27 protein-coding genes and 2 tRNA genes are annotated in these 26,742 nt (G+C 55.6%); 13 read left to right on the forward strand and 16 right to left on the reverse strand.

Annotated features, from left to right (window positions below; genetic code table 11):
• Positions 1-96: 96 nt before the first annotated feature.
• From pykF to IM300_RS05930, 3 genes are all read right to left on the reverse strand, one after another.
• The gene (gene pykF, locus IM300_RS05920) at positions 97-1,518 is read right to left on the reverse strand and encodes a pyruvate kinase PykF (RefSeq protein WP_003857687.1); all 1,422 of its coding nucleotides are present in this window, start codon (positions 1,516-1,518) and stop codon (positions 97-99) included.
• Positions 1,519-1,895: 377 nt separating this feature from the next.
• Positions 1,896-3,041, reverse strand: coding sequence for a PLP-dependent aspartate aminotransferase family protein (locus tag IM300_RS05925; RefSeq protein WP_193035698.1), 1,146 nt, complete (start codon positions 3,039-3,041; stop codon positions 1,896-1,898).
• A gap of 12 nt (positions 3,042-3,053) precedes the next feature.
• The gene (locus IM300_RS05930; RefSeq protein ID WP_193035700.1) at positions 3,054-4,424 is read right to left on the reverse strand and encodes a cystathionine beta-synthase; all 1,371 of its coding nucleotides are present in this window, start codon (positions 4,422-4,424) and stop codon (positions 3,054-3,056) included.
• Positions 4,425-4,823: 399 nt separating this feature from the next.
• On the opposite strand from IM300_RS05930, the gene IM300_RS05935 reads away from it, so the two are divergent.
• The 6 genes from IM300_RS05935 (at position 4,824) to IM300_RS05960 (ending at position 9,498) form a co-directional block, all read left to right on the forward strand.
• On the forward strand, positions 4,824-5,846 hold the full coding sequence (locus IM300_RS05935) for a methionine ABC transporter ATP-binding protein (RefSeq protein WP_193035702.1): 1,023 nt from the start codon (positions 4,824-4,826) through the stop codon (positions 5,844-5,846).
• On the forward strand, positions 5,839-6,507 hold the full coding sequence (locus IM300_RS05940) for a methionine ABC transporter permease (RefSeq protein ID WP_063448943.1): 669 nt from the start codon (positions 5,839-5,841) through the stop codon (positions 6,505-6,507). The genes IM300_RS05935 and IM300_RS05940 overlap by 8 nt, the downstream gene beginning before the upstream one ends.
• 23 nt (positions 6,508-6,530) lie before the next feature.
• Positions 6,531-7,343, forward strand: a complete 813-nt coding sequence (locus tag IM300_RS05945; RefSeq protein WP_063448942.1) for a MetQ/NlpA family ABC transporter substrate-binding protein — start codon at positions 6,531-6,533, stop codon at positions 7,341-7,343.
• A gap of 108 nt (positions 7,344-7,451) precedes the next feature.
• Positions 7,452-7,661, forward strand: coding sequence for a fumarate hydratase FumD (gene fumD, locus IM300_RS05950; protein ID WP_003857676.1), 210 nt, complete (start codon positions 7,452-7,454; stop codon positions 7,659-7,661).
• A gap of 118 nt (positions 7,662-7,779) precedes the next feature.
• Entirely contained in the window at positions 7,780-7,947 is a 168-nt protein-coding gene (locus IM300_RS05955) for a hypothetical protein (RefSeq protein WP_063867029.1), read from the forward strand.
• A gap of 144 nt (positions 7,948-8,091) precedes the next feature.
• A complete protein-coding gene (locus IM300_RS05960; protein WP_193035704.1) occupies positions 8,092-9,498 on the forward strand; it encodes a DUF1996 domain-containing protein in 1,407 nt (468 codons plus the stop codon).
• 56 nt (positions 9,499-9,554) lie between these two features.
• Here the strand turns inward: IM300_RS05960 and IM300_RS05965 are convergent, their stop codons facing one another.
• The gene (locus IM300_RS05965) at positions 9,555-9,695 is read right to left on the reverse strand and encodes a hypothetical protein (protein ID WP_003857665.1); all 141 of its coding nucleotides are present in this window, start codon (positions 9,693-9,695) and stop codon (positions 9,555-9,557) included.
• Between the two features lie 125 nt (positions 9,696-9,820).
• Between IM300_RS05965 and IM300_RS05970 the strand changes: the two genes are divergently transcribed.
• Together IM300_RS05970 and IM300_RS05975 are read left to right on the forward strand one after the other, a co-directional pair.
• Positions 9,821-10,603, forward strand: a complete 783-nt coding sequence (locus tag IM300_RS05970) for an MBL fold metallo-hydrolase (protein ID WP_193035706.1) — start codon at positions 9,821-9,823, stop codon at positions 10,601-10,603.
• A gap of 72 nt (positions 10,604-10,675) precedes the next feature.
• Positions 10,676-11,311 carry a carbonic anhydrase gene (locus tag IM300_RS05975; RefSeq protein ID WP_063448938.1) on the forward strand — a complete coding sequence of 212 codons (636 nt, stop codon included), beginning with the start codon at positions 10,676-10,678 and terminating at the stop codon, positions 11,309-11,311.
• A 28-nt stretch (positions 11,312-11,339) separates the two neighbouring features.
• Here the strand turns inward: IM300_RS05975 and IM300_RS05980 are convergent, their stop codons facing one another.
• The 4 genes from IM300_RS05980 to mdtK form a co-directional block, all read right to left on the reverse strand.
• On the reverse strand, positions 11,340-12,935 hold the full coding sequence (locus tag IM300_RS05980; protein ID WP_193035708.1) for an FAD-NAD(P)-binding protein: 1,596 nt from the start codon (positions 12,933-12,935) through the stop codon (positions 11,340-11,342).
• 122 nt (positions 12,936-13,057) lie between these two features.
• A tRNA-Val gene (locus IM300_RS05985) sits at positions 13,058-13,134 on the reverse strand.
• A 4-nt stretch (positions 13,135-13,138) separates the two neighbouring features.
• Positions 13,139-13,215 (reverse strand) — tRNA-Val (locus tag IM300_RS05990).
• A gap of 153 nt (positions 13,216-13,368) precedes the next feature.
• Positions 13,369-14,742: an MdtK family multidrug efflux MATE transporter gene (gene mdtK, locus IM300_RS05995; RefSeq protein ID WP_107535207.1), complete on the reverse strand. Its 1,374-nt coding sequence runs from the start codon at positions 14,740-14,742 to the stop codon at positions 13,369-13,371.
• Positions 14,743-14,967: 225 nt separating this feature from the next.
• On the opposite strand from mdtK, the gene IM300_RS06000 reads away from it, so the two are divergent.
• Complete coding sequence (locus IM300_RS06000; protein WP_063448935.1) at positions 14,968-15,609, forward strand: riboflavin synthase; 642 nt, start codon at positions 14,968-14,970, stop codon at positions 15,607-15,609.
• A gap of 31 nt (positions 15,610-15,640) precedes the next feature.
• On the opposite strand, the gene cfa is transcribed toward IM300_RS06000, so the two are convergent.
• Entirely contained in the window at positions 15,641-16,789 is a 1,149-nt protein-coding gene (gene cfa / locus IM300_RS06005; protein WP_107535208.1) for a cyclopropane fatty acyl phospholipid synthase, read from the reverse strand.
• Between the two features lie 297 nt (positions 16,790-17,086).
• The gene (gene punC / locus IM300_RS06010) at positions 17,087-18,286 is read right to left on the reverse strand and encodes a purine nucleoside transporter PunC (protein WP_107535209.1); all 1,200 of its coding nucleotides are present in this window, start codon (positions 18,284-18,286) and stop codon (positions 17,087-17,089) included.
• Between the two features lie 113 nt (positions 18,287-18,399).
• Between punC and punR the strand changes: the two genes are divergently transcribed.
• Positions 18,400-19,311, forward strand: a complete 912-nt coding sequence (punR, locus tag IM300_RS06015) for a DNA-binding transcriptional activator PunR (protein ID WP_193035710.1) — start codon at positions 18,400-18,402, stop codon at positions 19,309-19,311.
• Between the two features lie 16 nt (positions 19,312-19,327).
• On the opposite strand, the gene purR is transcribed toward punR, so the two are convergent.
• A complete protein-coding gene (gene purR, locus IM300_RS06020; protein WP_006809011.1) occupies positions 19,328-20,353 on the reverse strand; it encodes an HTH-type transcriptional repressor PurR in 1,026 nt (341 codons plus the stop codon).
• 297 nt (positions 20,354-20,650) lie between these two features.
• Here purR and IM300_RS06025 point away from each other — a divergent pair, with 297 nt between their 5' ends.
• Positions 20,651-20,740, forward strand: coding sequence for a YnhF family membrane protein (locus IM300_RS06025; RefSeq protein WP_003857632.1), 90 nt, complete (start codon positions 20,651-20,653; stop codon positions 20,738-20,740).
• A 161-nt stretch (positions 20,741-20,901) separates the two neighbouring features.
• On the forward strand, positions 20,902-22,068 hold the full coding sequence (locus IM300_RS06030; protein ID WP_131636790.1) for an MFS transporter: 1,167 nt from the start codon (positions 20,902-20,904) through the stop codon (positions 22,066-22,068).
• Between the two features lie 37 nt (positions 22,069-22,105).
• Here IM300_RS06030 and sodB read toward each other — a convergent pair whose 3' ends face one another.
• Positions 22,106-22,687: a superoxide dismutase [Fe] gene (gene sodB / locus IM300_RS06035; protein ID WP_063867005.1), complete on the reverse strand. Its 582-nt coding sequence runs from the start codon at positions 22,685-22,687 to the stop codon at positions 22,106-22,108.
• 122 nt (positions 22,688-22,809) lie between these two features.
• Complete coding sequence (locus tag IM300_RS06040) at positions 22,810-23,568, reverse strand: C40 family peptidase (RefSeq protein WP_063867003.1); 759 nt, start codon at positions 23,566-23,568, stop codon at positions 22,810-22,812.
• Positions 23,569-23,907: 339 nt separating this feature from the next.
• On the opposite strand from IM300_RS06040, the gene grxD reads away from it, so the two are divergent.
• Positions 23,908-24,255, forward strand: a complete 348-nt coding sequence (gene grxD / locus IM300_RS06045) for a monothiol glutaredoxin 4 (protein ID WP_003832760.1) — start codon at positions 23,908-23,910, stop codon at positions 24,253-24,255.
• Positions 24,256-24,332: 77 nt separating this feature from the next.
• Here the strand turns inward: grxD and rnt are convergent, their stop codons facing one another.
• From rnt to IM300_RS06060, 3 genes are all read right to left on the reverse strand, one after another.
• A complete protein-coding gene (rnt, locus tag IM300_RS06050) occupies positions 24,333-24,992 on the reverse strand; it encodes a ribonuclease T (RefSeq protein ID WP_063448929.1) in 660 nt (219 codons plus the stop codon).
• A 96-nt stretch (positions 24,993-25,088) separates the two neighbouring features.
• The gene (gene gloA, locus IM300_RS06055; protein WP_063448928.1) at positions 25,089-25,496 is read right to left on the reverse strand and encodes a lactoylglutathione lyase; all 408 of its coding nucleotides are present in this window, start codon (positions 25,494-25,496) and stop codon (positions 25,089-25,091) included.
• A gap of 99 nt (positions 25,497-25,595) precedes the next feature.
• Positions 25,596-26,693 carry an alkene reductase gene (locus IM300_RS06060; RefSeq protein WP_193035712.1) on the reverse strand — a complete coding sequence of 366 codons (1,098 nt, stop codon included), beginning with the start codon at positions 26,691-26,693 and terminating at the stop codon, positions 25,596-25,598.
• Positions 26,694-26,742: the final 49 nt, after the last annotated feature.

Here is a 26,742-nt window from a genome sequence, read left to right on the forward strand (position 1 = left end):
CCGATTTGCTTTTTGAATAGTTCTGGTTAAAGGCGGGAATAAAAAAAGCGCCCCGAAGGACGCTTTTTAACAAAAATATAATTTGTTCGGGAATTATTACAGCACGTGAACAGATGCGGTGTTGGTTGTGCCGCTTGGTACCAGCGCGCCAGAAACCATAACCACAACGTCGCCTTTCTGTGCCAGACCACAATCAACCAGTTCCAGCGCCACTTCTTTACCGAGACGATAGAAATCATCGGTAGACGCAATCTCTTTCACCAGGTGTGGGATCACGCCTTTGCTCAGCACCAGCTGACGCGCGGTGGTTTCGTTCGTGGTCAGCGCCAGGATGGTTGCATCCGGGAAGTATTTACGCACGGCACGCGCAGATTTACCGCCCTGGGTTGCCACAACAATCAGCGGGGCTTCCAGTTTTTCAGCGGTTTCTACCGCGCCACGGCACACGGCTTCGGTGATGCGCAGTTTACGGCTGTCGTTGTTGTAATCCAGACGGCTTTTCATCACGCGGTCGGTACGTTCGCAGATGGTCGCCATGATGCTGACCGCTTCCAGAGGGTATTTCCCTTTCGCAGATTCGCCAGACAGCATAACGGCATCGGTACCGTCGAGGATGGCGTTCGCCACGTCGCCCGCTTCCGCGCGGGTAGGGCGTGGGTTTTTGATCATGGAGTCCAGCATCTGCGTTGCGGTGATAACCACTTTACGCGCGCGAACGCATTTCTCGATCATCATCTTCTGCGCGAAGATCACTTCTTCAACCGGGATTTCAACGCCCAGGTCGCCACGCGCAACCATGATGCCGTCAGACGCTTCGAGGATTTCGTCGAAGTTGTTCAGGCCTTCCTGGTTTTCGATTTTGGAGATGATCTGAATGTTCTCGCCGCCGTGCGCTTTCAGGTGCTCACGGATCTCAACCACGTCAGAACGTTTACGGATAAAGGACGCAGCAACGAAGTCAACGCCTTGTTCGCAACCGAAGATCAGGTCTTGTTTGTCTTTTTCAGCCAGCGCTGGCAGAGCAATGGACACACCCGGCAGGTTAACGCCTTTGTTTTCGCCCAGGTCGCCGTTGTTCAGCACCTTACAGATAACTTTGTTACCTTCGATCGCGGTTACTTCCATGCCGATCAGGCCGTCATCCACCAGCACGGTGTTGCCAACGGACAGATCGCTGGTGAAACCTTCGTAGGTCACGGCAACGATTTCGTTGTTACCCACAACGGATTTGTCGGTGGTGAAGGTGAAGGTCTGGCCCGCTTTCAGAGAAACGTCGTTACCGCCTTCCAGCTTGATGGTACGGATTTCAGGACCTTTGGTGTCGAGCAGGATCGCGGCTTTTTTACCGGTTTTGCTCATCACGTTGCGCAAGTTCTGGATACGCTGACCGTGTTCAGCATAGTCACCGTGGGAGAAGTTCAGACGCATCACGTTCATGCCAGCATCCAGCATTTTGCTCAGCATCTCTTCGGATTCGGTTTTCGGGCCGATAGTACAAACAATTTTCGTCTTTTTCATGACAGTCTTAGTCTTTAAGTTGGGAAGGATATGGAAATCTCGCTCCGGGGGCGCACCGCCGCGGAGTCAAACCTGTGTTGCGAAAGAGTATATGACACGCACTAAGAATAGGTGACATCAAATGAGCGTGCAGAAGAAAGTGTGCCTGAGTGCCAGCCCAACGGAGGAGAGGAGAAGTTGTACGTTGTTTTTTGTATTCCAAGCGCTGAAACCATTCACCAGGGATTTGGCGCGCATTATACGCTGATTTGCAGCAAAAAGGAAAATGGAAACGGTGTTTCAAAAACAATCTGTGCAGATTCACATAAGTTTGTTATCAATGCGTTAAGGCCTAATGTCATCTTATGACGGCAGGCGCAACGCCCGCCGTTTTTTGCTCACTTTTCCAGCGCCTGCTGAAGGTCGGCAATTAGATCGCGCGTATCTTCAATGCCAACTGACAGGCGGATCAGCTGCGGCACAATGCCGTTGGCAAGGCGCTGCGCCAGCGGGATCGAGGCGTGGGTCATGCTGTAGGGCTTGCTCACCAGACTCTCCACGCCGCCCAGGCTTTCGGCCAGGGTAAAAAGCGTAAGGTGGCGGATAACGTCAGTCGCGCGTTGCGCATCGCCTTTTAAGACGACGGAGATCATGCCGCCCGGCAGCGCCATCTGGCGACGGGCAAGCGCATGCTGCGGATGCGACGCCAGCCCGGGATAGTACACGCGTTCAACCTGCGGATGCGCCTCCAGCCATTGCGCAATAGCCAGCGCGTTGGCGCTGTGCTTCTCTACGCGCAGTGAGAGGGTGCGAATACCCCGCAGGGTCAGAAAGCTGCTGAACGGATCCAGAACGCCTCCGACTGCGTTTTGCAGGTAGCCCAGGCGATCCGCCAGGTCCTTGTTTGCCCCGACAACAGCCAGCCCGGCAACCACGTCTGAATGACCGTTGAGATATTTGGTGGCGGAGTGCACCACGATGTCAAACCCTGCCTCCAGCGGCCGGTGAATGACCGGAGAGGCGAAGGTATTGTCCGCCACGCTGATCGCATTATGACGCCGGGCAATTTCCGCGATGGCCGCCAGATCGGCCAGCTTCAGCAGCGGATTTGTCGGCGTCTCCACCCAGATCATGCGGGTGTCCGGGCGGATGGCGGCCTCAAGACCGGCTATATCGTCCGGCTTAACCCAGCTCACCTGTAGCCCGGTGCTGCGCTTGCGCACGTTTTCGATCAGGCGATACGTACCGCCGTACACGTCGTCAATGGCGACGATATGGCTGTCTTTATCCAGCAGTTCGAGCACGGTGGAAATGGCCGCCAGCCCTGATGCGAAGGCGTACCCGCGCGTGCCGCCCTCCAGCTCGGCTATCGCGGTCTCCAGCGCGTGGCGGGTGGGGTTGCCGCTTCGGGAATATTCATAGCCGGTATGCTCACCGGGAGACGGTTGCGCAAACGTCGAGGTGGCGTAAATCGGCGGCATGACGGCGCCGTGCGGGTCGTTAAACTCGCCGCTGTGAACGCTGAGGGTTGCCAGGTTTTTCATCTTTTGCTCCTTTTATTTCTCCAGGCGGTTACGCCAGGCGGTGAGAACGTCGCTGCGGGTGATCAGACCCAGAAAACGGTCGTTGTCATAGATAATGGCTACCAGGCCACGGTCAAAGATGGCGTGCAGGGCGCTCTCCGGGGCCTGCCTGTCCAGATGTTCCACCTGACGCGTCATGGCCGCCGTCACGGGGAGAGAGAAGCGATCGGCATCCCCCCCGATGTGTCGCAGCAGGTCCCATTCGTCGATGATGCCGACGACCTTATCGTTATCGAGCACCGGCAGCTGGGAGATGTCGTACAGCCGCATGCGGGCCAGCACGGTGGAAAGGGTGTCGTCCGGGGCGGCAGTCACCGTAGCGCCTTCATCGTGGCGCAGGGCAATGTAGTCGGAGAGATCCCCTGCCTGCGGACGCGCGATCAGCCCCTGCTGGCGCATCCAGTCGTCGTTGAACATTTTCGAGAGGTATTTATTGCCGCTGTCGCAGGCGAAGGTGACCACGCGTTTTGGCGTGGTCTGCGCCTGACAATATTTCAGCGCCGCCGCCAGCAGCGTGCCGCTGGAGGAGCCCGCCAGGATCCCTTCCGTTTTGAGCAGCTCGCGGGCGGTGGTGAAGGCTTCGCGATCGGTAATGCGCCAGGCGCGTTTAACCCCTTCGATGTGCGCCAGCGGAGGAATAAAGTCTTCGCCAATCCCCTCAACCAGCCACGATCCGGCATCGTGATAGCGTCCGGTCTCAACCTGATCCGCCAGCACTGACCCGGCCGGATCGGCAAGCACAAATTCCGTCTGCGGTGAGTGCTCGGCGAACCACGCCTGTAAGCCGCCCAGCGTACCGCCGGACCCGACGCCGACGACGATGGCGTCGATCTGGCCGTCGAGCTGCTCAAACAGTTCCGGCGCGGTGGTCGTGCGGTGCGCCAGCGGGTTGGCCTCATTGTTGAACTGGTCGATGTAAAACGCGCCGGGCAGTTCGTTCGCCAGCCGCCGGGCGTAATCCTGGTAATAGGCCGGATGCCCCTTATTGACATCGGAACGGGTCAACACCACCTGCGCACCCAGCGCCCGCAGGTGGAAAATCTTTTCGCGACTCATTTTGTCCGGCACCACCAGGATCAGCGAATAGCCTTTCTGCGCGGCGATCAGCGCCAGCCCCAGCCCGGTGTTCCCCGCCGTGGCTTCGATAATGGTCCCGCCGGGCCGCAGTTGCCGCGAGCGTTCGGCTTCGTTAATCATCGACAGCGCGACGCGGTCTTTGATCGAACCGCCGGGATTTTGATTTTCCAGCTTCAGAAACAGCGAGCAGGGACCGGTATCCAGTTTGTGCAGCTGGATCAGCGGCGTGCGGCCAATCAGTTCGGTGACGGAGTGGTAAAGCATCATGGTCATGTCCTGTAAAAGGGGGATGACCGGATAATAGGATCCTGAAATTTTCTCAATAAAGAACGTTTCACTGGGTATTAGAACGGAAAGGAATATTCGTCATGTTTTCAGATGGAAAGACAGCGAGATGTAAAGTTGTCCGGATGTGAGGATGTCTATATGCGCGCAAAATGCTGAAAAAATAACCCATTCAGGCGGGTGAGAAGGCGGTGATATGCAGCTGTCGGATATGTATTGCTGATATTCATCTAAGCGATTTTCAGCCGCCAGGTCGCGACTTATTTCATCGCGTTATAAGACATTCCTTTTTGGTCATTTAAAAGCTGATAACGGCTGTTTACTATCTTTTGGACATCCATACTGCTAAACCGCTATATGCGGCACGGATAACGAATAAGAATGATTGTACTCAGCAATATTTCGAAGATTTTTGACAACGGAAAGGTGGCGCTGACAGCCGTTGATAACGTTAATTTGACGATCGAGCAGGGACAGATTTACGGGATTATCGGCTACAGCGGAGCCGGGAAAAGTACCCTGATCCGTCTGCTGAACGGTCTGGAAAAGCCCAGCGCCGGACGCGTCACCATTAACGGACAGGATATCTCCGCCGCAAAAGGAGAAGCGCTGCGTCAGGCACGCCTGAAAATCAGCATGGTGTTCCAGCACTTCAATCTGCTCTGGTCGCGCACGGTGAAGGAAAATATCGCCTTTTCAATGCAAATTGCCGGTGTACCGAAAGCGAAAATTCAGGCACGCGTCGCCGAGCTGGTGGATCTGGTTGGCCTGAAGGGGCGCGAGAATGCCTTTCCGTCGCAGCTGAGCGGAGGGCAAAAACAGCGTGTAGGCATCGCCCGCGCGCTGGCCAATCATCCCGACGTGCTGCTGTGTGACGAAGCCACCTCCGCGCTGGATCCGCAGACGACCGATCAGATCCTCGATCTGCTCCTGGACATTAACCGTCGCTTTAACCTGACCATCGTGCTGATCACGCACGAAATGCACGTGGTGCGCAAAATCTGCGACCGCGTGGCGGTAATGGAGAACGGGAAAGTGGTGGAGGAGGGGGACGTGCTGAGCGTCTTTACGCATCCGCAGCAGCCGATCACCCAGCAGTTTGTCCGACAGGTGAGCCAGTACGCCGAAGATGAAACCTTCAATACGGAACTGGCAACCGGGCTGGAGGGCACGGTCATCAAACTCACCTTTACCGGGCACAGCACGCACAGGCCGATCGTCGGGGAACTGACCCTGCGCTACGGCCTGCCGTTTAATATCCTGCACGGCAAAATGACGCAAACCGCCCACGGTGTTTTCGGGCAGCTCTGGGTACACGTGATGGCATCGGATGAACAACTGAACAATATCCTCGCCGATCTGAAGCAAAGCGATATTGAAGGCGAGGTTATTAAGCATGGCTGAAGAACTCTTTCCGCACCTGAAGTGGGATCAGCTGTGGGCTGCAACTCAGGAGACGCTCTACATGACCGCGCTTTCGGGCGTGGCGACGTTTGTTCTGGGGATCGGGCTTGGTCTGGCGCTGTTTTTAACCGCCCGCGGCGGGTTATTTCAAAACCGCACGGTCTACAGCGTGATGTCGATTGTGGTGAACGTGTTCCGCTCCATTCCGTTCATCATTCTCATCGTGCTGCTGATCCCGTTCACCAAGACCGTCGTCGGGACCATTCTTGGCGCTAACGCCGCGCTCCCCGCGCTGATTGTAGGCGCCGCACCGTTTTACGCCCGTCTGGTCGAGATCGCCCTGCGTGAAGTGGACAAAGGGGTTATCGAAGCCACGCGTTCGATGGGCGCACGGCTGAGCACGTTAGTGTTTCGGGTTTTACTGCCGGAATCCTCACCCGCACTGGTTTCAGGCATGACGGTGACGCTGATTGCGCTGGTGAGCTACAGCGCAATGGCGGGGGTGATAGGCGCCGGCGGTTTGGGAAATCTGGCTTATCTGGAAGGATTCCAGCGCAACCATGGTGACGTCACGCTGGTGGCAACGGTGACCATTCTGATCATCGTGTTCATTATCCAGTTCTGCGGCGATGTCATTACTTCACTGTTAGATAAACGCTAATAAATACACACAGGAACCACATCATGAAAAAGACACTGACACTGATCGCCGCAGCCACCCTGAGCGCCCTGAGCTTTGCCGCCTGGGCAGATACGCTGACCGTGGGGGCGTCCAACACGCCGCACGCGGAAATTCTGGAGCAGGCTAAGCCGATTCTGGCAAAGCAGGGTATCGATCTGGAGATTAAGCCGTTCCAGGACTACATTCTGCCCAACACCGCGCTGGCGGGGCGTGACATCGACGCCAACTACTTCCAGCACATCCCTTATCTGAACAGCGTGCTGAAAGATCACGCGGGCGATAAGGATTATGATTTTGTCAGTGCGGGCGCTATCCACATTGAGCCGATCGGTATCTATTCGAAAAAATACAAATCGCTGAAGGATCTGCCGGAAGGCGGCAAAATCATTATGCGTGATGCGGTTTCCGAGGAAGGTCGTATTCTCTCCATCTTCGAAAAGGAGGGGGTAATCAAGCTGAAGCCTGGCATCGATAAAGTGACCGCGCGCATCAGCGATATCGTGGAAAACCCGAAAAAGCTGGAATTTACCCCGAATGTGGAAGCGTCGCTGCTGCCGCAGATGTACAACAACGACGAAGGTGCCGCGGTGGTGATTAACGCTAACTACGCCATCGACGCGGGCCTGGATCCGGTGCACGATCCGATTGCGGTTGAAAGCGGTGAGAATAACCCGTACGCCAACATCATTACCGTCCATCGCGGTGACGAGAAGAAGAAAGATATCGTCGCGCTGGTGAACGTGCTGCATTCTAAAGAGATTCAGGACTGGATCCGTACCAAATACAAAGGTGCGGTCATCCCGGTAAACAACTAATCGCCTGATTTTCCAGACGAAGCCCGGCGAGCAATACGCCGGGCTTCTTTTTTGTATCCAGCCGACGAATGCTTTAAGCTGACGGTTTAAGGCATCGGAGTGTTGGCAATGGGCAATGTGACCAAAGACGAAGCGCTGTACCAGGAGATGTGTCGGGTGGTAGGCAAGGTCGTTCTCGAAATGCGTGATTTAGGGCAAGAGCCGAAACATATTGTCATTGCGGGCGTACTGCGTACCGCGCTGGCGAACCAGCGCGTTAAGCGCAGCGAGTTGACCACCAAAGCGATGGAAACGGTCGTTAAAGCGCTGGCCGGCTAGCGCGCCGGCGCCTTGGGCGTTTCTCAAATCCTGCATATCAACAGTCATTATTGTTATTTCCTCTTCATGATGAAGGCGTGTTTAACTGAGTTCAGGTTAAGCGAGAGGGGTAATGACGATGAAAAAATGGATCGGCACGTTACGGCGGTTTTTTGCCACCCAACCAGCGAATGCGGAGAACAGCGCGCAACGTGTTCTTGAGTCAATACTGCCTGTCGCCAGCCTGTACGGCGTGGACGTAGCCAACATTGATCCGGAGTGGTTCTATGTTAAAACGACACGCTGAACTGCGCCGGACGCGGGAAATGTACTGGAATGAGCTGTGCCTGCCTGCTGTAAAGCGGGGATGAGCGGAAAAGTACGCAGGTAAATCCTCGGTAATTGATAGCCGTTTTGTTACCACTATCTCCTTTCTCAGATGGAGATAATAATGAAACGGACAGTACTCACCCCCACACTTTCTGCCGCCGCGCTACTGCTTGCCATGCAGGCGGCGCACGCTGCGCCACAGGCGCACGTGGTTTGCGGCTATTCCCACACCCTTGGTGATGATGCCATTATGATGTACGGCATGCCCAACGAGGCCATGCTGCACGATTTTTTTGGTAACGTGCAAACGGACGCTTACTCCAGCCGCGAATCGCTGCGTACGCAAGAAAAGACGACCTGCGATAATAAAGCAGACAGCTCGGCCTACTGGGCGCCGTCGCTGAGGTTGCCGGACGGAACGGTGGTGAAACCCGCCTACCAAAAAACCTATTATCAGGCATCGAACGTTGACGCCTGGCCGCTGCATCCGTTCCCGGCGGGGCTGTCGCTGCTGGCCGGCGATCATCACGGCACCGCGCCCAATCCCCATATCACCTTTTTATGCGCCAACGGCAAGGGCTACACCAGCAAAACGGGTGAAGTCTGCGGCTTACGCAAGGCGAAGGATGCCGTGCAGTTTAATATCGGCATTCAGTTCCCCAACTGCTGGGATGGGGTACACCTGAAGCCTGCCCACGGTCTGGTTAACGCCACCTACGACACGAAAGGGCAGTGTCCGTCCGCCTTCCCGATTAAGATCCCGACGGTGAACATGAATATCGCGTACGTGCTCCCGACGATTAGCGCTCTGGACACCAGCAAAGCGCAGCTTTCACTCGACCCCATCATGCACGGTAATGAGCGCGAGGAGCGGTGTGGAAGCCTCTATACGGCGCATGCTGACTTCATGAACGGCTGGACGGAAGATGCCGCGCGCTTTATGACCGACCTGTGTATGAACCGCGGACTGGATTGCGGCACCACCGTCCCGTACGGATATTCAAAAGCGAAGGCCAACGTCTGGCTAAGCAGCCTGGAACCCACACTGTCGCAGCCCGATCCTCAGGCCTTACTGGTGCAGGATAACTGGCAGAACGGCGGAAGGACGAAAAACAGCGAAACCTTGTCGCTGGTGAAGTTCAGCATTCCTCCGCTGCCTGCCGGACAGGATCCTGCCCAGTTTAAGTACCGCGTGCGTATCTATGGCGGGAAAGTGGAAACCAACGGCGCGGATCAAATCTTCTTCTATCCGGCGAGCAACGACTGGGATCCGGCCAGCGTGAACTGGCACGCGCGACCGTCCTGCAACTACCGGTCGGATGCGGTGCTGTACCTGAACCACGCCCGCGAATACCGGATGGTGGATGTCGATAAAGCGGTACGCAAGGCGCTGGCAGAAGGGAAAACCGAAATATCGTGGTATATCGGCGGCGATCGTCAGGGAAACCACTATCAGTTTGAGACGGCATCATCTCCACAAAGTCTGATCCTGATGCTTACCGGGTTCAGCAAAACGCCGGAGAACTGATAGCGGGTGAAAACCTCATGCATAAAAAAAGCACCGGGGCTTCCGGTGCTTTCTCGTCAGATCTTGCAGGCATCGCCGCAGTCGTCATCGGCGACAATCGCCTGGGCTTTTTTATCCGCGTCGTCGAGACGTTCCGCGTTGCGCTCTTCTGCTTCATCCAGCCCGTTAAAGACTAAGTTATCGAGATCAATTTCCATGTGCCACCTGCGTTATTCAGTTTTTGATACTGGCACAGTATAAGTCAAAAAAAGTGGGCGATGCACCCCGCAGCACATATGGATAATCCCTGCCATACTCAGTGCTTTATTGCTGAGGAACGCTGATGATTACGCTGTGTAAAACCTGCGGTACCGCTTACGATGAACACCCCAAACGCTGCCCGATTTGCGACGATGAACGCCAGTATGTTCCGGTGACGGGCCAGGCGTGGACGGATTTCGACAGTCTTACGGCCACGCATACCAACAAATGGCAACAGCTTGAGCCGCAGCTGTTCAGCATCAAAACCGTCCCCTCTTTTGCCATTAACCAGCGCGCCATCCTGCTGCGCACGCCGCAGGGCAATATCCTGTGGGACTGCATCGCGAACCTTGACCCGGCCACCAGAGCGCTAATTGACGCGCTCGGCGGGATCGGCGCGATTGCGATTTCGCACCCTCATTACTACACCACCATGCAGGAGTGGGCCGCGGCGTTTAACGCGCCGATCTACCTGCACGCCAGCGATCGGCAGTGGGTAATGCGTGACAGTCCGGCGATACGCTTCTGGGAGGAGGACACTCTGGAAATTATGCCGTCGGTAACGCTGTTGCGACTGGGCGGGCATTTCGCAGGCGGCACAGTGCTGCACTGGCAGTCAGGCGACGGCGTACTGCTGGCCGGTGATATTTTGCAGGTCACGCCGGGTAAAGACGCCGTGTCGTTTATGTGGAGTTATCCGAATATGCTCCCGCTGCCTGCCCGCACCGTCGAGTCGGTGACCGACCGACTGGCGGGGAAAAAGTACCAGCGCCTGTACGGGGCCTTTGAAGGACAAAACATCCTGACGAACGCGGATGAGCTCGTGCAGCGGTCGGGCCAGAAATATATTGCTTGTCTCCGATAAGGCACGGTGGTTAAATTTTACGAGTGTGATCGCGATCATACCTAAACTAAAACAGATAAAAGAGAAATGGCTATGCAACATATCATTGAAGGTTTTCTCAGCTTTCAAAAAGAGATTTTCCCGCAACGTAAAGAGCTTTTTCGTAGTTTAGCGTCCAGTCAGAATCCCAAAGCGCTGTTCATCTCCTGCTCCGACAGCCGTCTGGTTCCGGAACTGGTTACGCAACAGGAGCCAGGACAGCTCTTTGTCATTCGAAACGCTGGCAACATTGTGCCACCGTTCGGGCCGGAGCCTGGCGGCGTCTCAGCGACCATCGAATACGCGGTGGTGGCCCTCGGCGTGACCGATATCGTAATCTGCGGCCACTCAAACTGCGGCGCGATGAAGGCGATTGCCGACAACGCGGATCTGGAGCCCATGCCGGCCGTTTCACACTGGCTGCGCTATTCTGATGCGGCGAAAGCGGTGGTGGAGAAGAAAACCTGGGATACGCCAATCGATAAAGTGAATGCGATGGTGCAGGAGAACGTCTTTGCGCAGCTGAGCAACATCAAGACCCATCCGTCGGTGGCGGTAGGCCTGCGCAACAACGCCATTCGCCTGCACGGCTGGGTGTATGATATTGAAAGCGGCAAAATCCTTGCCCTGGATAAGAACACCAAAAGCTTTGTATCGCTGTCGGAAAACCCGGAAGTCTTCTTCGAGTAATCCGACACCGTAGGGCAGGGAAGCCTGGTTAAAACTCCATGAACGGTAATTTCCGCCGCACGCCCGACGCAGGATTTCCCGCCGCTTTCGCCATCGCCTTACCAATTTCAGCGCACTCTGACAAACCCTGAACAAACGGATGGTCGTGCATCAGCCAGGGGATCGCTCCAAACGCGATACGTCCGCGCAGAGACGCAGGTGACAGCAACGTGTAGTCTTCCCCCACGTCCGGTATCTCATCGCCCGTTTCCTCAAGCTGTTTGCGCAGCGTCGGGAAGGGGATATCCCTATTTTTGAGCGGTTTTTGCCCGCGCGCATCAATAAAGACATCGAAGCGATAACTCTTTTCTTGCGTGGTGATGACGGTTTGATCGCTGCCGATATCCAGGTCGTAATCATCACCGAGGGCGACCACGCTGATGATCCCTGCCTCTCGTAGCGCCAGTAACCGGCGGATAGACTGTGGTGGAATGGCGGCATAGTTATCAATAAATACGCGCTCCAGCCCCGACTTAAACCGCTCTCTGTCCTGTTCGTTAAGTGAAGGAACAATCGCCTGAACCACCTCATGCAGACGAAGCACGGTATAGCGCCAGGCAACGGTGCGTTTGTCGCGCTTGTTGCGCTCCACTTCTTTCAGGTTCGCTTCGGCCCAGGTGAAAGGACCATGATTTTTACGATCCTCAAACCAAACCTCACGAAGGGTGTCGGCATTCAGCGTGCTGAGCGATATCGCCTGGCACCACTGCGGATCGGCCAGCTCAAGCTCTTTCACCATCAGCGCAAAAATGCGGTCAAGCAGCCCGTCCGGGCCTTTAGCGATCTCGTTTTCTGCCACAGATGCCGTTAACACCGACAGCGGTTCATAAGGAATAGGGCAGTAAAAGTCGGCTTCCGGCAGAACGCCCGTGCGGGACATCAGCGTGATTTTTAACCCCTCGCTGCCTTTATTGACCACGAACTGCTCGCCGGTAAACCGACCGTGCTGCATCACAACCGCCATCGCGGCGTCCAGCCCGCTGAGGGACGTCCCCATGATCCCCACCTCGCAGGCTCGGATCTCTGCGTCCATCAGCCCCGACCATGGGCTCGGGTACCAGGCGCGGGTGGCTTCATCTTCATCAGGCCAGACGTGACCGGTGGCGACCACGGCGAGATCGAATCTTCTGGAGAAAGGCGCATCGTTCACTGACAGGGCCACGCCGTCTGCATCTGCTTTGATATCCGTTACTTTTGCGTTGGGATGAACCTCGACCTGAAATCCCGCCTTTTTCGCCTCGGCAACGACGGCGAGAAAACGGTCGTGGAAATATTCACCCAGCAGAATACGGGGCAGAAACTGCCGGTCGTGCAGTTTGTCTTTGTCGACGCTATAGCGGGCAAGATGGGCTGCATTTTGCTGCTTAAGCCAGTCGAGATAGGTGATAAAAATGGGCGGGATTTCGATACTGGCGATGTTCGCCAGCATCAGTCGGGAGTTATCTTCATCGCTGTAAGGCATACCGACGCCGGGCTGATCTGCTTTCTCAAACACGGTGATCGAAAGGGGCGCTGCGTTGGTAAGAAGTGAGTAGAAGGTGTAAATCCCTGTTGGGCCTGAGCCGATAATGGCAATTTTTTTCATCGAAAGCGTTCCTGCGTTTCTGAACCATAGAATAAGCGTAGCAGGAGAAAGGTTAAGTCATTCAATGAAGGGAAAAATTAAGACGTTAAGAAGAGGATTTTTGCACCATTTCAGGACTGAAATGGTGCGTCCGAGTGGACTCGAACCACCGACCCCCACCATGTCAAGGTGGTGCTCTAACCAACTGAGCTACGGACGCAGAATGGTGCGTTCAATTGGACTCGAACCAACGACCCCCACCATGTCAAGGTGGTGCTCTAACCAACTGAGCTATGAACGCATTGTGTTGTCGGTGACAACGGGGACGAATATTAGCGGCACAGCACCAAGGTGGCAAGAGGGAAAATGCATTTTTCTCTCTGATTTCACGCGATTGCTTCATTACCGCGCAAAGTGAAGAGAAAGTAGCCGCCAGCCGGCGGCTACAGGGTCATTAACGTGCAGCGCGCTGCAAAATAACCGTAGAGGGCTGACGTTGCAGGAAGCGCATGCGCAGCATCATCATAATGGCCGCTGACGTTAAGCCGATGATAAAGCCCATCCAGAACCCGGCTGGCCCCATGCGATCCACCACCAGATCCGTGAGCGCCAGAATGTAGCCACTCGGCAGGCCCAGCACCCAGTAGGCAATGAAGGTGATAAAGAAGATGGAACGCGTATCTTTATACCCACGCAGCACGCCGCTGCCAATCACCTGGATGGAGTCAGAGATCTGATAAATGGCCGCCAGCAGCATCAGGTGCGAGGCCAGAGTCACTACCTCCGGGTTGTCGTTATAGAGCAGGGCAATTTGCTCACGCAACAGCACGGTAAAGAGGGCGGTACAGACCGCCATGCAGACGCCGACGCCCAGCCCGGTGCGGGCAGCCGTTTGCGCATCCAGCGTAGAGCCTTGCCCCAGACGGAAGCCCACGCGAATCGTCACCGCAGCCGCCAGCGACATCGGCAGAACAAACATCAAAGAGCTGAAGTTCAGGGCGATCTGGTGGCCTGCCACATCAATAATCCCTAGCGGCGAAACCAGCAGGGCGACAACGGCAAACAGCGTCACTTCAAAGAACAGCGCCAGCGCAATGGGCAGACCCAGCTGGGTCAGGCGGGTCAACATCGACCAGTCAGGCGTGCTAAAGGCAGTGTCGTTGCGAATGTCGCGCATGGATCGCGCATGCTTAATGTAGGTGAGCATGCTTCCGAACATCACCCAGTACACCGCTGCCGTCGCAACGCCGCAGCCCACGCCACCGAGCTCCGGCATGCCAAAATGACCGTAAATGAAGATATAGTTCACGGGAATATTCACCAGCAAGCCGATAAAGCCCATCACCATGCCCGGCTTGGTTTTTGCCAGCCCTTCACACTGGTTACGTGCTACCTGAAAGAACAGATAGCCGGGGGCGCCCCAGAGCAGGGCGCGCAGATAACCGACCGCCTTATCTGCCAGCGCCGGATCGATATTATGCATGGCGCGGATAATATACCCGGCGTTCCACAGGACGATCATAATCAGGACGGAGACGCCTCCGGCCAGCCAGAAGCCCTGGCGAACCTGATGGGCCACGCGGTCACGTCGACCGGAGCCGTTAAGCTGGGCGATAACGGGCGTCAGCGCCAGCAGCAGGCCGTGACCAAACAGAATGGCCGGGAGCCAGATTGAGGTTCCGATCGCCACGGCGGCCATATCGGTGGCGCTGTAACCACCGGCCATTACCGTATCCACAAATCCCATTGCGGTTTGGGCTACCTGCGCGACGATCACCGGTATTGCCAGTGCCAATAACTGACGCGCTTCGATCATATACTTCTGCACGTGAACACCTTTGTATTGTAGTTATTTGAGAGACTAAAAAGGCCGCCGTAACTGGCAGCAAGAAGAAAAAACAGAGGGATGCCAGCTATTGTAGCGGGGTTTAACTAATTATCTAGTGAAAAAATCGCCAGAAATTGCGCATCACTGGCAACCTGTTTTTTCAACTGTTATTGTGGTGGGATTATACGGTGTCATCGCCGTTCGGAATGAACAGGAGCTGTAAGCATGTTTACTGGTATTGTGCAGGGCACTGCCAAAGTGGTGTCCATTGATGAAAAACCGAATTTCCGCACTCACGTGGTCGAGCTGCCTGAATATATGCTCGACGGCATTGAAACCGGGGCGTCGATAGCGCATAACGGCTGCTGCCTGACGGTGACCGAAATTAACGGTAACCAGATCGCTTTTGATTTAATGAAAGAGACGCTGCGCATCACTAACCTGGGCGAGCTGGAAGTGGGGGATACCGTCAACGTTGAGCGGGCGGCGAAATTCAGCGATGAGATTGGCGGGCACCTGATGTCGGGCCATATTATGACCACCGCCGAAGTGGCGAAAATCGTGACCTCGGAAAATAACCGTCAAATCTGGTTTAAGGTGCAGGATCCCACCTTAATGAAATACATCCTTTATAAAGGATTTATTGGCATTGATGGGATTAGCCTGACCGTAGGTGAAGTGACGCCAACCCGTTTTTGCGTGCATTTAATTCCAGAAACGTTGCAACGTACGACGCTTGGTTCAAAAAAACTGGGGCAGCGGGTGAATATCGAAATAGATCCGCAGACCCAGGCGGTCGTGGATACCGTTGAGCGCGTGCTGGCGGCGAAAGAGGCGGCGATAATAAAGGCCGTGGAAGAAGAATAAAAAATAACCCCGGGCAACCGGGGTTATTTTTTTAGCGGGCCACGCGCAGGCCGTGCTCAATCCCGCGACTAAACACCACCTGCCATAGCTGTATATCCCGCGCGCGAAAAGCCCCGGCACAGGCATTGAGATAATAGCTGAACATCCGTTTGAATCGTTCCGAATAGTTGTCGGCGATTTCAGGCCATGCGGCCTGGAAACGTTCGTGCCACGCCATCAGCGTGGTGTCGTAATCTGCGCCAAAATTATGCCAGTCTTCCACAATGAAATGCGGTTCGCTGGCGTTGGCAATCTGGCGAACAGAGGGTAAACAGCCATTCGGGAAGATATATTTGTTGATCCAGGGATCCACGTTGTTGTCGGTGCGCTTAGAGCCGATGGTGTGTAGCAGGAAAATACCCTCAGGCTTCAGGTTCCGGTCAGCGACCTCGAAATAGGTCCTGTAGTTCTTGGGCCCGACGTGCTCGAACATGCCAACGGAAACAATGCGGTCGAACTGCTCGTTCAGGTCGCGGTAATCCTGAAGCCGAATATCGACATCCAGCCCCAGGCAACGCGCCTGCGCCATTTTCTGCTGTTCAGCCGAAATCGTGACCCCGACGACGCTCACGCCGTAATGCTTCGCCATAAACCAGGCAAGGCCGCCCCAGCCACAGCCGATGTCCAGCACGCGCATGCCGGGCTGCAACTGCAATTTATCGCAGATTAGCTGTAGCTTATCCTGCTGCGCCTCTTCCAGGGTCGTCGCTTTTTTCCAGTATCCGCAGGAGTACTGCATTAACGGGTCGAGCATGCGGCTGAAAAGGTCGTTGCCCAGATCGTAATGCTCTTTGCCGACGATCCACGCGCGCTTTTTACTTTGCAGATTGAACAGGCGGGCGGAGGCGATACGTAGCGTATCTTTGAAGTGACGGGGGAGCTGATTTTCCAGACCGGCGCGTAATACGCTGGAGAAGAACATATCCAGCCGCTCGCACTCCCACCAGCCGTCCATATAGCTTTCACCCAGCCCTAACGATCCCTCCTGCAAAACGCGTTTGAAAAAATCGGGATGTTTAATCTGGGGATCGGAGGGCGATGAGCCATTAATTGTAATGCCCGCACGTCCCAACAGTTCACTGACGATCCGGGACCAGTTATCGTCCGGAACGCTGACTTCTTCTATACACGATGAACTCATAGCTTCTCCATCACCTTGCTGTGATCAGAACCTTAAAACAGCGTAGACGCTTTTTTGGTTTGTGAGAAATCTCACGGTAAATGCCCGCGAGGCTAATATCCGACGTAGAACAGAGGAAGGGAGATAACCCTTGCCGAAATGCCTTCCATGGTAAAACGGGAGCGCTCCGGCTCCCGTTAACGCTTAATATTTATCGTATTTATCGAACCAAATTCAGTATAGGCCTCAAAAATGGGTGATTCAACAGAAAATTGTTAGCAACCTAATCACTGGTTTTTAACATAATTTCCCGCGCAATCAGGCATGAGACGTTTCGGTTTGCGCGTTGTCATTCTGCTCGCGACGCGCGGAGGACTGCATGCGATACCCCAGACCCGCCAGCGCAACGGTGACCAGCATTACGCTGGTGGTGGTGAGCAGTGGGGTGACAATCAGCGCAGAGACCACGAGGCTTGCCAGGAAGCACAGGCCAAGTTGCAGGGTATTTTGCAGCGCGGCAGCGCGGCCCGTCGCCTGCGGAAACGGACGTAGCGCCTGCGCCACTACAATTGGGTAAATGGCCCCGTTAGCGATCGCCATAACGCAGAACGGAATCAAAATTTCTGCAAGCCCGGCACCGGGAATAAAGCCGACGGCCCAGGTCGCAATCACGCTTAACGCATACAACACCAGCAGCCAGGGCAGCATCTGTTGGCCTTCCCATTTTTGCAGTGCGGCGCGACAGCCATAGCCACCCACCAGGAAGGCGATGGTCTGTGGAACGTAGCTCAGGCCGATAGCCGCCGGGCTGTAGCCCATGTCATGCAGAATGAACGGCGAACCGGTCAGCCAGGCAAAGAAGCTGGCAGAGCAGGCGGCATAAATCAGCACGTTACCGCGATAGGCTTTTGCCCGCAGTAAGGAGGTAAAGGTCACTGGCTGCGCGTCCGGATGCGTCTCTTTTTTACGCGCAGGCTTGAGCCCGAACGCGGGCAGCATCAGCACCAGCGTGATGGCAAACAGCGTGGCGAAAATGGCCTGCCAGTCGAAATGCGCCAGGATCCAGCTGCCCAGCAGCGGGGCGAGCGCCGGCGACAGGCCGACCAGCGGCATAATGGTGGCGAAAATGCGGTTAGTGCGCGAAGCCGGATAATAATCGGTTACCAGCGCCTGCCAGGTGACCGCTGCGGCACAGACGCCGACGGCCTGGATGAAGCGCAGCACGAGGAGCCAGGCGGCATCGCGGACCCACAGCATGCCCAGACAGCCTACGGCAAAAATTGCCAGTCCCAGCAACAGGACGGGTTTACGGCCAAAACGATCCGAGAGCGGCCCCCAGAGCAGTTGCGCCAAGGCAAAGCCTGCGAGGAACAAACTCAGGCTGGCGCTGATAGCGGCGGCAGGGGTTTGCAAATCTTCCTGCATCGCGGCGAACGCGGGCAGATACATATCGGTCGCCAAAAAGCCCAGCACGCTTAAGCCGCCGAGCCAGACTAAAAATCCTTTCCTGGGTTGCACTGTTTATTCTCCTGAGGAGGCAGGTGTACGTTGGCGCAGAGTGTAGGAGGTGCAAAGCAGCTTGTGAAACGCTAATATTTGGCGGGTGAATTCAAAAATTTTGCAGGCAAAAGATGTGGTCAGATTATTCTCTTGAAGTGGTCGATGCCGTGGCGCGTAACGGCAGCTTTACCGGTGCCGCCCAGGAGCTGCATCGCGTTCCCTCGGCCATCAGCTATACGGTGCGTCAGCTGGAAGCGTGGCTGGCGGTCCAGCTGTTTGAGCGGCGCCATCGCGACGTGGAGCTCACGCCCGCCGGCGCGTGGTTTTTGAAAGAGGGGCGGTCTGTTATCAAAAAAATGCAGATCACCCGCGAGCAGTGTCAGCAGATCGCCAACGGCTGGCGGGGGCATCTTTCCATCGCGGTGGATAACATCGTTAAGCCGGAACGCACCCGGCAGATGATCGTCGATTTCTATCGTCATTTCTCCGACGTCGAATTGCGCGTTTCACAGGAGGTGTTTAACGGCGTCTGGGATGCGCTGGCGGACGGCAGGGCAGAGATGGCGATTGGCGCCACCCAGGCGATCCCGGTTGGGGGGCGCTACGCGTTTCGCGACATGGGCATGCTGAGCTGGACCTGCGTGGTCGCGCGCGATCATCCGCTGGCGGCGCTGGAAGGGCCGCTGAGCGATGACACCTTACGCAACTGGCCCTCGCTGGTGCTGGAAGATACGTCCCGTTCGCTGCCGAAGCGCATTACCTGGCTGCTGGATAATCAGCGCCGCGTGGTCGCGCCGGACTGGGAGTCGTCAGCCACCTGCCTGAGCGCGGGGCTGTGCGTTGGCATGGTGCCGGTGCATTTTGCGCGTCCGCGCATCGACGCGGGGGAGTGGGTGGCTCTGACGCTGGAAAATCCCTTCCCGGACGCCGCGTGCTGTCTGACGTGGCAGCAAAACGACGTATCGCCCGCCATGGCCTGGCTGCTGGATTATCTGGGAGACAGCGAAACGCTGAACCGGGAGTGGTTACGGGGACCAGCATAGCTGGCCCCGTAAAGGATTAACGACGGTAGTCGCGGAACGGACCGTCCGCAACGGAACGGCGTTCAATCAGGCGCGGGTGCACTTCAATGGACTGGGACTGTTCACGCTTGTTGACGATCCTGTCCATCAGCATATTGAAGGCGGTTTCACCCAGCGAATCTTTCGGCTGGTGAATGGTGGTCAGCGCCGGCGTAAAGAAGCGGGCGTTGCGCACGTTATCATAGCCGATCACCGAGATATCCTGCGGAACGCGCAGGCCGAGTTCATCCGCCGCACAGAGGGCGCCCATGGCCATGATATCGCCGCCGCAGAACACAGCGGTAGGGCGATGCGGCTGGGAGACGATCTGCTGCATGGCGCGATAGCCCGACTCCGGCTCGAAATCGCCCTGAACAATCCAGTTTTCCGGCACGGTAATCAGCGCCTCTTCCATCGCCTTCATGAAACCGGCCAGGCGGCCAGCACCGGTATTTCGCTCCAGCGGGCCCGGGATCACGCCAATTTCACGGTGACCGCGTTCCACCAGGTAACGCCCCGCCATGTAGCCGCCTTCGAAGGCGTTATCAATAACGGAGTCGGTGAAGTCGGCGCGCGCTTCGCCCCAGTCCATCACCACCATCGGAATGTGGCGATACTCTTCCAGCATGGAAAGGACCGACTCAGGGTATTCAGAACACATCACCAGCAGGCCGTCGACGCGCTTCTGCGCCATCATCGACAGATAAGCGCGCTGTTTCTCAATGTTGTTCCACGCGTTGCCCAGAATCAGGGTATAGCCCTTCTGGAAGCAGTTTTTTTCAACGGCTTCGATAATTTCAGCAAAGTAGGCCGCTTCACTGCTGGTGGCCAGCAGGCCAATCGATTTGGTGTGATTAACCTTCAGGCTACGCGCGACCGCACTAGGCGAGTAGTGAAGTTCTTTGATCGCTGCCCAGACGGCATTGCGCGTCTCTTCAGCGACAAAACGCGTTTTGTTAATAACATGTGATACGGTTGTAGTGGAAACGTTTGCGCGTTTTGCTACGTCTTTAATTGTTGCCATTAAATGTCACTCCAGACCATATCCTAAGCTCCTGAAACCATTGAAGGTAAACGTTTGCCTTCTCTCACCCTTATTACGCAATCTTGAGTTGCGACACGCCGGGAAAACGACACAGGACGTCAGGAGGGGGTCAGTGGCCGGTACGCTAATAAATTTAGCGTGGAATTTTGTCCTATCTTGATGAAAAGGGGAAGAGGTAAAGTGGATATCCGCTTAAATCCTGGAAGATTTTTGACCTGAACTGTGTAAAAATGAGCAGGCTCACTTTTCGTAGGGTGAATAAAAGGAGAAAAATTGATGAGTACCGATCTGAAGTTTTCGCTGTTTACCACCATTGTTGTTCTTGCCCTGATTGTTGCGGGTGGTTTAACCGCTGCGCTGCACTGATTTAGGTGGAGGGAGAATTTTCTCCCTCGCTTGCCGCTATTGTTATCTTTCCGGCAAAAATCTTTTGCCAAAATGTTAACTTCTCATTTTTTGTGATTGATGTCATGCTTTTGACTTCTTAATTCTGTGCCGGGTAACGGCACGGTATCCGGAGTTTATTCATGAAAATCAATTTTCCCCTGCTGGCCCTGGCGATTGGCGCCTTTGGAATTGGCACCACTGAATTCTCCCCGATGGGGTTATTGCCTGTTATCGCCCGGGGCGTGGACGTCTCTATCCCTGCGGCCGGTATGTTGATCAGCGCCTACGCGATCGGCGTGATGGTGGGCGCGCCGCTGATGACGCTGCTGCTTTCGCACCGCGCGCGCCGCAATGCGCTGATTTTCCTGATGGCGATTTTCACCCTGGGCAACGTGCTTTCCGCGATTTCGCCGGATTACACCACCCTGATGCTTTCCCGTATTCTGACCAGCCTGAACCATGGCGCCTTCTTCGGGCTGGGCTCGGTTGTTGCCGCCAGCGTGGTGCCAAAACATAAGCAGGCCAGCGCGGTAGCCACCATGTTTATGGGGCTGACCATCGCCAATATCGGCGGTGTTCCCGCCGCCACCTGGCTGGGAGAAGCTATCGGCTGGCGTATGTCTTTCCTCGCAACCGCCGGATTGGGCGTGGTCGCGATGGTCGCGCTGTTCTTCTCGCTGCCGAAAGGAAGTGCGGGAGAACGTCCGGAAGTACGTAAAGAGCTGGCGGTGCTGATGCGTCCCCAGGTGCTTTCCGCGCTGCTCACCACGGTACTGGGGGCGGGGGCGATGTTTACGCTCTACACCTATATCTCCCCGGTGCTGCACGACATTACCCATGCAACGCCACTCTTTGTTACCGCGATGCTGGTGCTGATTGGTGTCGGGTTCTCGATTGGCAACTATCTCGGCGGGAAATTTGCCGACCGCTCCGTGAGTGGGACGCTGAAAGGCTTCTTAACGCTGCTGATCGTCATCATGGTGGCGATCCCGTGGCTGGCGCGTAACGAAGCGGGTGCCGCGGTTGCCATGGTAGTGTGGGGCGCCGCAACCTTTGCCGTGGTGCCGCCGTTGCAGATGCGCGTGATGCGTGTTGCGCATGAGGCGCCGGGGCTCTCATCATCCGTGAATATCGGTGCGTTTAACCTGGGCAATGCGCTGGGAGCCGCAGCGGGCGGGGCGGTGATTTCCGGTGGTTTAGGTTACAGCTTTGTGCCGGTGATGGGGGCGATCATTGCCGCACTCGGCCTGCTGCTGGTGCTGATGTCCGGGCGTAAACAGCCAGAAGCGGTGTGTACGGCGGAATAAACAAAAACGCAGAAGGGTTTCCCCTTCTGCGTGTCCCTTACGCGGCGAAGTTCTTCGCAACAAATTCCCAGTTAACCAGTGCCCAGAAGTGCTCCAGGTAGTTCGGGCGCGCATTACGATAATCAATGTAATAGGCGTGTTCCCATACGTCCACGGTCATCAGCGGCGTTGCGCTGGTGGTCAGCGGGGTACCCGCATTAGAGGTGGAAACGATAGCCAGTTTGCCATCGGCCTCTTTCACCAGCCAGGTCCAGCCGGAGCCAAAGTTTTTAACGGCGGCGTCAGTAAACTTCGCTTTGAAATCCGCGAAGCTGCCGAACGCGGCGTTAATCGCTGCGGCCAGGTCACCGGTAGGTTCCCCACCTGCATTCGGTGCCAGGCAGTGCCAGTAGAAGGTGTGGTTCCACACCTGAGCAGCATTGTTGAAAACGCCACCGTCTGAATTGCGCACGATCTCTTCCAGCGTTTTGCCTTCAAAATCGGTGCCTTTAATCAGGTTGTTCAGGTTGGTGACATAGGTCTGGTGATGTTTGCCGTAATGGTACTCCAGGGTTTCCGCGGAAATGTGCGGGGCCAGGGCGTCTTTTGCATACGGTAGTGCAGGTAATTCGAACGACATTGCTTCTCTCCTTATTGTTTTATACGTTGCCAATAACCCTACAGACAACAAGGACAGAATAGCAAATTGAAAGGGTATGCAAAAGAGGAACTTACCCTGCCGCAGGAGCGACAGGGCAGAGTTTAGCGGACGGTTTTTGGCGTCATCACGCGGCGCGCACCCACATAGTGGCGCACCCAGTAATCTTCGCTGAGGGAGGTGATCTGAATGTCCCGTCCGCTGCGCGGTGACTGGATAAACTTACCGTTACCCACGTACACCCCAACGTGATCGGCCGTGCCGCGTCCCTGAGTGCGGAAGAACACCAGGTCGCCATTTTGCAGCTCGCCACGGTTTACAGGCGCGGCGTCGCGCAGGTGGTACATTTCATTGGCGGTGCGAGGAATGCGGAACTTCACCAGATCTTTATAGGCATAATAGACCAGCCCGCTACAGTCAAAACCGGTGCGGGGAGAGGTGCCACCCCAGCGATACGGTTTACCAATTTGCCCCATCAGCTTATTCATCGCCGTTTTTTGCGCTTTCTGCATACGCGCTTTATGCACGTCAGCCAGCTTCGTCACTTTAGCGCATTTTGTTTTATGTCCTTTGCGCACGGTGCATTTTTCACTCACAAGGCTGGCGGTTTTACGGGTGGTTTTGTGCGTGCCGGAACGGAGGGTTTTGGTTTTGCTGGAGGCGGTCTTTTTGGTCTGAGCGGTGGTTTTCTTTTTAACGGTTTTGCTGGTGGTTTTTTTCTTACGTTCTGTGGCTTTTGCCAGATGCGTTTTTTGTACAGCAGAATGCCGCGCCTGTTCGGAGGCGTTCGCCGCTGGCGTCAATGAGAGTGTGGTAAACAGTAAAGCACAGAGCGTCATCGAGATTTTAGTTATCCGCGCCACTGGGCAGTCCCCTGATAAGTGCAGGCCAATAAAGCATACCCGCGTGAGATTTACAAAACCTGTCGATTCTAATCCATAAAATCAGAATAAGTTAATAGCATTTTTCATTCAAAAATTGTGTTTCGTTAGCAAGTGCAAAAAAATTCACCATTCTGTTGCACGCGTGTTCGCTCCTTAAGCAAAACCGCACGGTGCGTGGTGTTAAGCGTCATTTGCAATGCAACTTTATGCGATAAGCGATAAAATAATGAGACGTGACAAAAATGTTATTTTCCGATGTCGGCCTGAACCGCTACAATGTCAGACTGATGCCGTAACAGAAGTTAAAGGAAGCAAGACATGAGCACCACTATTGAAAAAATTCAGCGCCAGATCGCTGAAAACCCGATTCTCCTGTACATGAAAGGTTCCCCGAAGCTGCCAAGCTGCGGCTTCTCCGCACAAGCTGTTCAGGCGCTGTCTGCCTGTGGTGAGCGTTTTGCTTACGTTGATATCCTGCAAAACCCGGACATTCGCGCCGAGCTGCCAAAATACGCAAACTGGCCGACCTTCCCACAGCTGTGGGTTGACGGTGAACTGGTTGGCGGATGCGACATCCTGATTGAAATGTATCAGCGTGGCGAATTGCAGCAGCTGATCAAAGAGACTGCGGCGAAGTATAAAACCGAAGAGCCGGACGCAGAGTAAGTTTTCTGATGATATAAAAAAGCGACCACATTATGCTGGTCGCTTTTTTTTTCGCGTGGCACTGTCGCTTACCCGTCTTATGACTGAATATCGGCCTCGTCGCCCATCGGCAGGGGCCAGCCGCCCAGTCGTTTCCAGCGGTTGACGATCTCGCAGAACAGCTCCGCCGTGCGCTCTGTGTCGTACAGCGCGGAATGGGCCTGGGTGCCGTCAAACGCGATACCCGCTGTGATGCAGGCTTTGGACAGCACGGTTTGCCCCAGCGCCAGGCCGCTCAGTGCAGCGGTGTCGAAGGTCACAAACGGATGGAATGGATTGCGTTTCAGCGAGGCGCGCTCGGCGGCAGCCATGGTGAAGCTATGATCGAACGTCGCGTTGTGGGCCACCATGATGGCGCGGCTACAGTCATTTTCTTTCATGCCTTTACGCACCATTTTGAAAATGGCGTGCAGCGCCTCGTATTCGCTTACCGCCCCGCGCAGCGGGTTTGTCGGGTCGATTCCGTTAAAGGCCAGCGCCTCTGGCTGTAAGTTTGCCCCTTCAAAGGGTTCAACGTGGAAATGCAGCGTGGTGTCCGGTACAAGCCAGCCCTGTTCATCCATCTTCAGCGTGATGGCGGCAATCTCAAGCAGCGCATCGGTTTTAGCGTTAAATCCGGCTGTTTCTACATCAATGACAACGGGATAAAAACCACGAAAACGGTCGCACAGACCGGTAAATTGAGCGTTATCGGACATCAGGGTCTCTTACAAGGGGGAAAAAGCAGTGCGCATTATGGCAAATTTTGAGAGGGGATGCAGCAAAACAACGGGCGCATAGTGCGCCCTGTGGGATCAGTTGCCCAGACCGCGACCAGCGTCTTTGGCTTCGATCAGCTCGATTTTATAACCGTCCGGATCTTCAACAAACGCAATCACGGTGGTGCCGCCTTTAACCGGACCGGCTTCACGGGTGACGTTACCGCCGTTGCTGCGGATACGTTCGCAGGCTTCCGCCGCGTTATCCACTTCCAGTGCGATGTGGCCGTAAGCCGTGCCCAGCTCGTAGCTGTCCACGCCCCAGTTATAGGTCAGCTCAATGACCGCTTCATCTGACTCCGGGCCGTAACCCACAAAAGCCAGAGAGTATTTGTATTCCGGGTTTTCGCTGGTGCGCAGCAGCTTCATGCCCAGAACGTTAGTGTAGAAATCGACAGAACGTTGCAGGTCGCCAACGCGCAGCATGGTGTGAAGTAGGCGCATAATTTCCTCATTAACCAATGAAATGGATTATCTTTTTGAACAGAAACGATGTTTTAGTATAGCGGCGAAATGTCGCCGCTATCAACGTACAAAGCGGGATTAGAGTGAAGGGTAGTCGGTATAACCTTCCGCGCCGCCACCGTAGAAGCTTTCAGGGCGCTGCGGGTTCAGTTCGGCTTTCTTCTGCAAACGGGTCACCAGATCCGGGTTTGCAATGTAATCGCGGCCAAAGGCCACGGCGTCGATCAGGCCTTTCCCGATCAGGTCTTCGGCTTTTTCTGCCGTATAGGCACCCGCCCCGATAATCACGCCGTGGAAGCGCTCGCGCACTTTCTGGCGGAAGGCTTCGGTGTAAGGCTTGCCGCCAGCCCAGTCCGGCTCGGACATGTGCAGATACGCGATACCGCGTTTCGCCAGCTCTTCAATCAGATACAGCGCGTCCGCTTCTTCGTTCGGACCGTTGTCGACGTTCTGGAAGGTACCGATCGGGGAGACACGAATACCAATACGGTCAGCGCTCCACTCGTTACAAACGGCGTCTACCACTTCAAGCACCAGACGCGCACGGTTTTCGACGCTGCCGCCGTACTGGTCGGTACGCTGGTTGGAGGACGGTGACAGGAACTGATGCAGCAGGTAACCGTGCGCAGAGTGCAGCTCGACCAGGTCAAAGCCTGCTTCACGGGCGTTGGCAACGGCCTGGCGGAAATCGTTCACGATACCCGGGATCTCGCCCAGCTCCAGCGCGCGCGGCGTGGTAGTGTCGACGCGGATCGCGTTACCGTTTTCATCGCGCAGGGAAGTACGGGTATTCGCGTTCAGGGCAGAGGCAGAAACCGGTGCCTGACCGCCAGGCTGGATGCTGCTGTGCGAGATACGACCGGTGTGCCACAGCTGAACGGCGATACGGCCATCTTCAGCGTGCACGCCTGCGGTGATTTTTTTCCACGCGGCGATCTGTTCCGGGCTGTGCAGACCCGGCGCACCGGCGTAGCCTTTGGCCTGGGCAGAAATCTGCGTGGCTTCGGAGATGATCAGGCCAGAGCTGGCGCGCTGACGGTAATATTCACCCATCAATGGCGTTGGGATGTCGCCCGGCTCGATGCTGCGCAGACGGGTGAGTGGGGCCATAAACACGCGGTTTGGGGCGGTAACGGCACCGACTTTCAGTGGGGTAAATAGCTTTTCAGCGGACATAACGGCTCCTGAGTAGACCAGTCGACTAGTAAAAGGGTAAATAAAAACG

The sequence above is a fragment of the Enterobacter cloacae complex sp. I2 genome, assembly GCF_014896205.1.
GTDB classification, from domain to species: Bacteria; Pseudomonadota; Gammaproteobacteria; order Enterobacterales; family Enterobacteriaceae; genus Enterobacter; species Enterobacter quasihormaechei.

Excerpts from the sequence above, each read along its gene's own strand:
- pykF (WP_003857687.1), bottom strand. The coding sequence starts at position 1,518 with ATGAAAAAGACGAAAATTGTTTGTACTATCGGCCCGAAAACCGAATCC.
- IM300_RS05925 (WP_193035698.1), bottom strand. The coding sequence starts at position 3,041 with ATGAAAAACCTGGCAACCCTCAGCGTTCACAGCGGCGAGTTTAACGAC.
- IM300_RS05930 (WP_193035700.1), bottom strand. The coding sequence starts at position 4,424 with ATGATGCTTTACCACTCCGTCACCGAACTGATTGGCCGCACGCCGCTG.
- IM300_RS05935 (WP_193035702.1), top strand. The coding sequence starts at position 4,824 with ATGATTGTACTCAGCAATATTTCGAAGATTTTTGACAACGGAAAGGTG.
- IM300_RS05940 (WP_063448943.1), top strand. The coding sequence starts at position 5,839 with ATGGCTGAAGAACTCTTTCCGCACCTGAAGTGGGATCAGCTGTGGGCT.
- IM300_RS05945 (WP_063448942.1), top strand. The coding sequence starts at position 6,531 with ATGAAAAAGACACTGACACTGATCGCCGCAGCCACCCTGAGCGCCCTG.
- fumD (WP_003857676.1), top strand. The coding sequence starts at position 7,452 with ATGGGCAATGTGACCAAAGACGAAGCGCTGTACCAGGAGATGTGTCGG.
- IM300_RS05955 (WP_063867029.1), top strand. The coding sequence starts at position 7,780 with ATGAAAAAATGGATCGGCACGTTACGGCGGTTTTTTGCCACCCAACCA.
- IM300_RS05960 (WP_193035704.1), top strand. The coding sequence starts at position 8,092 with ATGAAACGGACAGTACTCACCCCCACACTTTCTGCCGCCGCGCTACTG.
- IM300_RS05965 (WP_003857665.1), bottom strand. The coding sequence starts at position 9,695 with ATGGAAATTGATCTCGATAACTTAGTCTTTAACGGGCTGGATGAAGCA.
- IM300_RS05970 (WP_193035706.1), top strand. The coding sequence starts at position 9,821 with ATGATTACGCTGTGTAAAACCTGCGGTACCGCTTACGATGAACACCCC.
- IM300_RS05975 (WP_063448938.1), top strand. The coding sequence starts at position 10,676 with ATGCAACATATCATTGAAGGTTTTCTCAGCTTTCAAAAAGAGATTTTC.
- IM300_RS05980 (WP_193035708.1), bottom strand. The coding sequence starts at position 12,935 with ATGAAAAAAATTGCCATTATCGGCTCAGGCCCAACAGGGATTTACACC.
- IM300_RS06000 (WP_063448935.1), top strand. The coding sequence starts at position 14,968 with ATGTTTACTGGTATTGTGCAGGGCACTGCCAAAGTGGTGTCCATTGAT.
- cfa (WP_107535208.1), bottom strand. The coding sequence starts at position 16,789 with ATGAGTTCATCGTGTATAGAAGAAGTCAGCGTTCCGGACGATAACTGG.
- punR (WP_193035710.1), top strand. The coding sequence starts at position 18,400 with ATGTGGTCAGATTATTCTCTTGAAGTGGTCGATGCCGTGGCGCGTAAC.
- purR (WP_006809011.1), bottom strand. The coding sequence starts at position 20,353 with ATGGCAACAATTAAAGACGTAGCAAAACGCGCAAACGTTTCCACTACA.
- IM300_RS06025 (WP_003857632.1), top strand. The coding sequence starts at position 20,651 with ATGAGTACCGATCTGAAGTTTTCGCTGTTTACCACCATTGTTGTTCTT.
- IM300_RS06030 (WP_131636790.1), top strand. The coding sequence starts at position 20,902 with ATGAAAATCAATTTTCCCCTGCTGGCCCTGGCGATTGGCGCCTTTGGA.
- sodB (WP_063867005.1), bottom strand. The coding sequence starts at position 22,687 with ATGTCGTTCGAATTACCTGCACTACCGTATGCAAAAGACGCCCTGGCC.
- grxD (WP_003832760.1), top strand. The coding sequence starts at position 23,908 with ATGAGCACCACTATTGAAAAAATTCAGCGCCAGATCGCTGAAAACCCG.
- rnt (WP_063448929.1), bottom strand. The coding sequence starts at position 24,992 with ATGTCCGATAACGCTCAATTTACCGGTCTGTGCGACCGTTTTCGTGGT.
- gloA (WP_063448928.1), bottom strand. The coding sequence starts at position 25,496 with ATGCGCCTACTTCACACCATGCTGCGCGTTGGCGACCTGCAACGTTCT.
- IM300_RS06060 (WP_193035712.1), bottom strand. The coding sequence starts at position 26,693 with ATGTCCGCTGAAAAGCTATTTACCCCACTGAAAGTCGGTGCCGTTACC.